We start from the raw sequence: 4,312 nt of genomic DNA on the forward strand, positions 1-4,312 counted from the left end.
CTCTCGGCGCGCGCCGGCGATCCCGGGACCGCCCGCGCCGCCTACCGCACGGCCCTCGATCTCGCCCCGCCGCCTGCTGAGCGTCTGTTTCTGGAGCAGGCGCTGATTCGGCTCTCCGGCGCCTAGAGGGAGGTTCCGGGGGCTTCCCTTCCCCAGCGGCGGTCCTTAACGCTCGCAAGCATGGACGCCGATACCTCCCTCGCCACCGCGCCGTTCCGCGATCCGCGCTATGCGCCGCGGCGGCTGGAGGTTGAGGAACGCGCCGACGGCTCGGTCCTCCTCACCAACCCGGCCTCCTTCTCGCGCGACTTCGAGACCGCCACCGCCGCCCTTGGCCATTGGGCCGCCGTCGCGCGCGATCGGGTCTGGCTGGCGGAGCGTTCTGGCGAAGGCTGGCGAACCGTCACGTTCTCCGAAGCGTGGCAGCAGATCGCCGCCCTGGCCGGCGGCTTGCGCGGGCTGGGCGTGGTCGGCGACCGCCCGTTGCTGATCCTGGCCCGAAACGGGATCGATCACGCGCTGATCGCCTACGCCGCCATGGGCCAGGGCATGCCGGTGGCGCCCGTATCGCCGCAGTATGGTCTGCCGGGCGCCAATCTCGAACGCCTCGCCCACGCCTGCCAGGTTCTGAATCCCGCGGCCGTCTACACGGAAGACGCCGCCCTCTTCGCAGAGGGCCTGGGTTCCGACGTGCTGGCGGGCCTGCCGGTGATCGCTGGGGTCAACGCCCGACCTGGCGACCTCACCCTGGATAATCTCCTTCGCGGATCCGGCGCGGCGCCGGTCGCCACACCCGAACAGCACGCCAAGTACCTGCTGACCTCCGGTTCCACGGGCCTGCCCAAGGCGGTGATCAACACCCACCGGACCATGTGCCTGAACTCGGCTCAGATCGCCGCCTGCTTCGAGGACCCGGAACCGCCGGTGCTGGTCCATTCCGCCCCCTGGAGCCACAGCCTGGGGGCCAACTCCATCCTGCACTATTCCGCGCACCGCGGGGCCACGCTCTACATCGACGCCGGCCAGCCCACCGCCGCCCGCTTCGGCGAGACGATCCGGAACCTGAAGGACATCGCGCCGACCTACCAGAACATGGTGCCGGCCGCCTGGATGCTGTTCGCCGAGGCTCTGGAGCGCGACGACGACCTCGCCCGAATCTTCTTCTCGCGGGTTCGCCTGCTGCAATATGGCGGCGCGGCCCTGGGCCAGGCCACGGCCGACCGCATCCAGGCCGTCGCTGTCCGCACGGTGGGCGAAAAGATCAGCTTCGGCTCCGGCTACGGCGCGACGGAGACCGGCCCGACCGCCTGCAACGTTCACTGGCCCAACGCCCGCATGGGCATGATCGGCCTGCCGATCCCCGGCACCTCGGTGAAGCTGACGCCGCAGGCCGGCAAGCTGGAGTTCCGGGTCAAGGGGCCACAGATCACCCCCGGCTATCTCGGCCGGCCTGAACTGTCCGCCGCCGCGTTCGACGAGGAGGGCTACTACCAGATCGGCGACGCCGCCCGCTTCGTCGAGCCCGGCAATCCCCACGCCGGCATGATTTTCGACGGTCGCCTTTCAGAGAACTTCAAGCTCGCCTCCGGCACCTTCGTCATGGTCGGCGACACCCGCATCAACGTGGTCGGTCAGGTCGGCGACGCCGTCACCGACGCCGTGATCTGCGGCGAAAACGAAGACAGCGTCGGCGTGCTCTTCTACCCCAACCCGACCTGGGACCGCGCCGCCGTCGAGGCCGCTGTCCGGGACGGCGTCGTCGCCCACAACGCCCGCGCCAAGGGGGCCGGCGGCCGCATCGCGCGCGCCCTGGTTCTGGAGGGCCCGCCCGACGTCCGCACCGGCGAGATCACCGACAAAGGCTACATCGCCCAGAGTATCGCGCGCCGCTTGCGCGCGGCCGAAACCGCCCGGCTGTTCGCCGTCCCTGCCCCTCTAGACGTGATGGTGTTCTGACATGAACGGCGCCGACGCCCTGATCGCCACCCTGCTGGCCAATGATGTCACCGCCTGCTTCGCCAATCCCGGCACCAGCGAGATGCAGTTCGTCGCCGCCCTGGACGGCGCGCCGGCCATGCGCCCGGTCCTCTGCCAGTTCGAGGGCGTGGCCACCGGCGCCGCCGACGGCTACGGCCGCATCGCGGGCAAACCGGCGTGCACCCTGCTGCATCTGGGTCCCGGCTACGGCAACGGCGTCGCCAACCTGCACAACGCCCGCCGCGCCTTTACGCCCATCGTCAATGTGGTCGGCGACCACGCCACCTACCACCGCCAGTTCGATGCGCCGCTCAACTCCGACATTCCGACCCTGGTCGCGCCCAATTCCCTGTGGGCCAAGTCCGCCGACAGCGCCGACACGGTCGCCGCCCTCACCGCTGAGGCCGTGGCGGCCAGCTATGGCCCGCCCGGCGGTCCTGTCAGCCTGATCCTGCCCGCCGACGCCGCCTGGTCGCCCGCCTCGGGCGAGCCGGTGATCGCCCAGCGCCGGGTCGCGCCTGCCCCCGCCGCCTCGGCGGTCGAGGCCGCCGCCAAGGCGATCCGGGCCGCCAAACGTCCCGTCGTCCTGCTGGGCGCCCAGGCCGTCGCCACATCCGAGAGCCTCGCCGTCGCCGCGCGGCTCGAGGCCGCCGGCGTCATGGTCTATTGCGACACCTTCATCGCGAAGACGCCGCGCGGCGCCGGCGTCTTCGCGCCCAGGCGGATGCAGTATTTCGGCGAAATGGCGCTGGCCGAGCTCGAAGGCGTCGACCTGATGGTCTTCGCGGGCACGACGCTCCCGGTGGCGTTCTTCGCCTATCCCAATCGGCCCAGCGTGCTGGTCCCCGAGGGCTGCGCCACCCTCACGCTCTCGGCCCGGTCGGAGGATACGACCGCCGGCCTCGAGGCCCTGGCCGACGCCCTTGGCGCGCCGAAGACCGGGCCGCTCCAACCCTTCAAGCTCCCGGACGCGGCGCCCAGCGGCAAGCTCACCGCCTACATGTGCGGCGCCTCCATTGCGCGCCACATGCCCGAGGGCGCGATCAGCTGCGACGACGCGGTCACCTCCGGCGCCGGCGTGGTGGCCTCCACCCTGACCGCCCGGCCCCACACGGTGCTGGCGCTGACCGGCGGGGCCATCGGCGATGGCATGCCCACCGCCATCGGCGCAGCGGTGGCGGCGCCCGACGCCAAGGTGCTGAGCCTCAATGGCGACGGCGCGGCCATGTACACGGTCCAGTCGCTCTGGACGATGGCGCGCGAGAACCTCGATATCACCGTGGTGATCTTCGCCAACCACACCTACCGCATCCTCAATGTGGAGATGGAGCGCACCGGCGGCGGCGCGGCGGGCCCGCAGGCGCGCAAACTGCTGGACCTGGGCGATCCCGATGTCCGCTGGGTCGACATCGCGCGCGGCATGGGCGTTGAGGCGGTCAGCTGCGACACCGGCGAAGCCTTCGACGCCGCCTTCGCCGCCGCCATGAGTCGCCGCGGACCGATGCTGATCGAAGCCAAGATCTGATCCCCCTTCGTCCGCTACGCGGACACTTCCCCCGATCCGGCGCTGAAGCGCCTGGGGGAAGACGAGATTCCAGTCCTCCCCCATCGGGGGAGGGGGACCGCCGAAGGCGGTGGAGGGGGCTGAATACAACCCAAGCCCCTTCCCCTCGCCCACAGGCCCGGCCATCCTCAGACAATGACCGAACCTCTCATCCGCTGCGACTGGGCCACCGTCCACGGCGACGCGCAGTACGAGGCCTATCACGACCAAGAGTGGGGCGTGCCCGAGTACGACGCCCGCGCACTCTGGGAGAAGCTGGTGCTCGACGGCTTCCAGGCCGGGCTCGCCTGGATCACCATCCTGCGCAAGCGCGACGGTTTCCGCGCCGCCTTCCAGGGCTTCGACCCCGAGGCCGTCGCCCGCTTCGACGAAGCCGACCGCGCCCGCCTGATGGCTGACGCCGGCATCGTCCGCTCCAACGCCAAGATCGACGCCGCCATCGACAGCGCCCGGCTTTACCTCGGCATGCGAGACCGCGGCGAGGACTTCGCTGACTTCTGCTGGAACTTCGTCGACGGCCGTCCGATCCAGAACGCCTGGGACTCGATCTCCCAGGTCCCGGCCCAGACTCCCCTGTCGGTCGAGATGTCCAAGGCGCTCAAGGCGCGCGGTTTCAAGTTCGTCGGCCCGGTGATCGTCTATGCCTGGATGCAGGCCACAGGCCTGGTCAACGACCACCTCACCGCCTGCCACCGCCACGAGGCCGTGAAGGCGCTGGCGCGGTGAGCGGCATGCCCCCTCAGTCGGCTTCGCCGACAGCTCCCCCAGTGG

General features: G+C 70.7%; 3 protein-coding genes. All 3 read left to right on the forward strand.

Annotated features, from left to right (window positions below):
* The first annotated feature begins 180 nt into the window (after positions 1 to 180).
* The 3 genes from ACIQ3R_RS15785 (at position 181) to ACIQ3R_RS15795 (ending at position 4,267) form a co-directional block, all read left to right on the forward strand.
* Positions 181 to 1,956 carry an AMP-binding protein gene (locus ACIQ3R_RS15785; protein ID WP_397419811.1) on the forward strand — a complete coding sequence of 592 codons (1,776 nt, stop codon included), beginning with the start codon at positions 181 to 183 and terminating at the stop codon, positions 1,954 to 1,956.
* Position 1,957: 1 nt separating this feature from the next.
* Positions 1,958 to 3,502 (forward strand): acetolactate synthase large subunit, encoded by a 1,545-nt coding sequence (locus ACIQ3R_RS15790; protein ID WP_397419812.1) that lies wholly within the window; start codon positions 1,958 to 1,960, stop codon positions 3,500 to 3,502.
* 174 nt (positions 3,503 to 3,676) lie between these two features.
* On the forward strand, positions 3,677 to 4,267 hold the full coding sequence (locus tag ACIQ3R_RS15795) for a DNA-3-methyladenine glycosylase I (RefSeq protein ID WP_397419813.1): 591 nt from the start codon (positions 3,677 to 3,679) through the stop codon (positions 4,265 to 4,267).
* Positions 4,268 to 4,312 lie beyond the last annotated feature (45 nt).

The organism is Phenylobacterium sp., from assembly GCF_044371015.1.
Classification (GTDB): Bacteria; Pseudomonadota; Alphaproteobacteria; order Caulobacterales; family Caulobacteraceae; genus Phenylobacterium.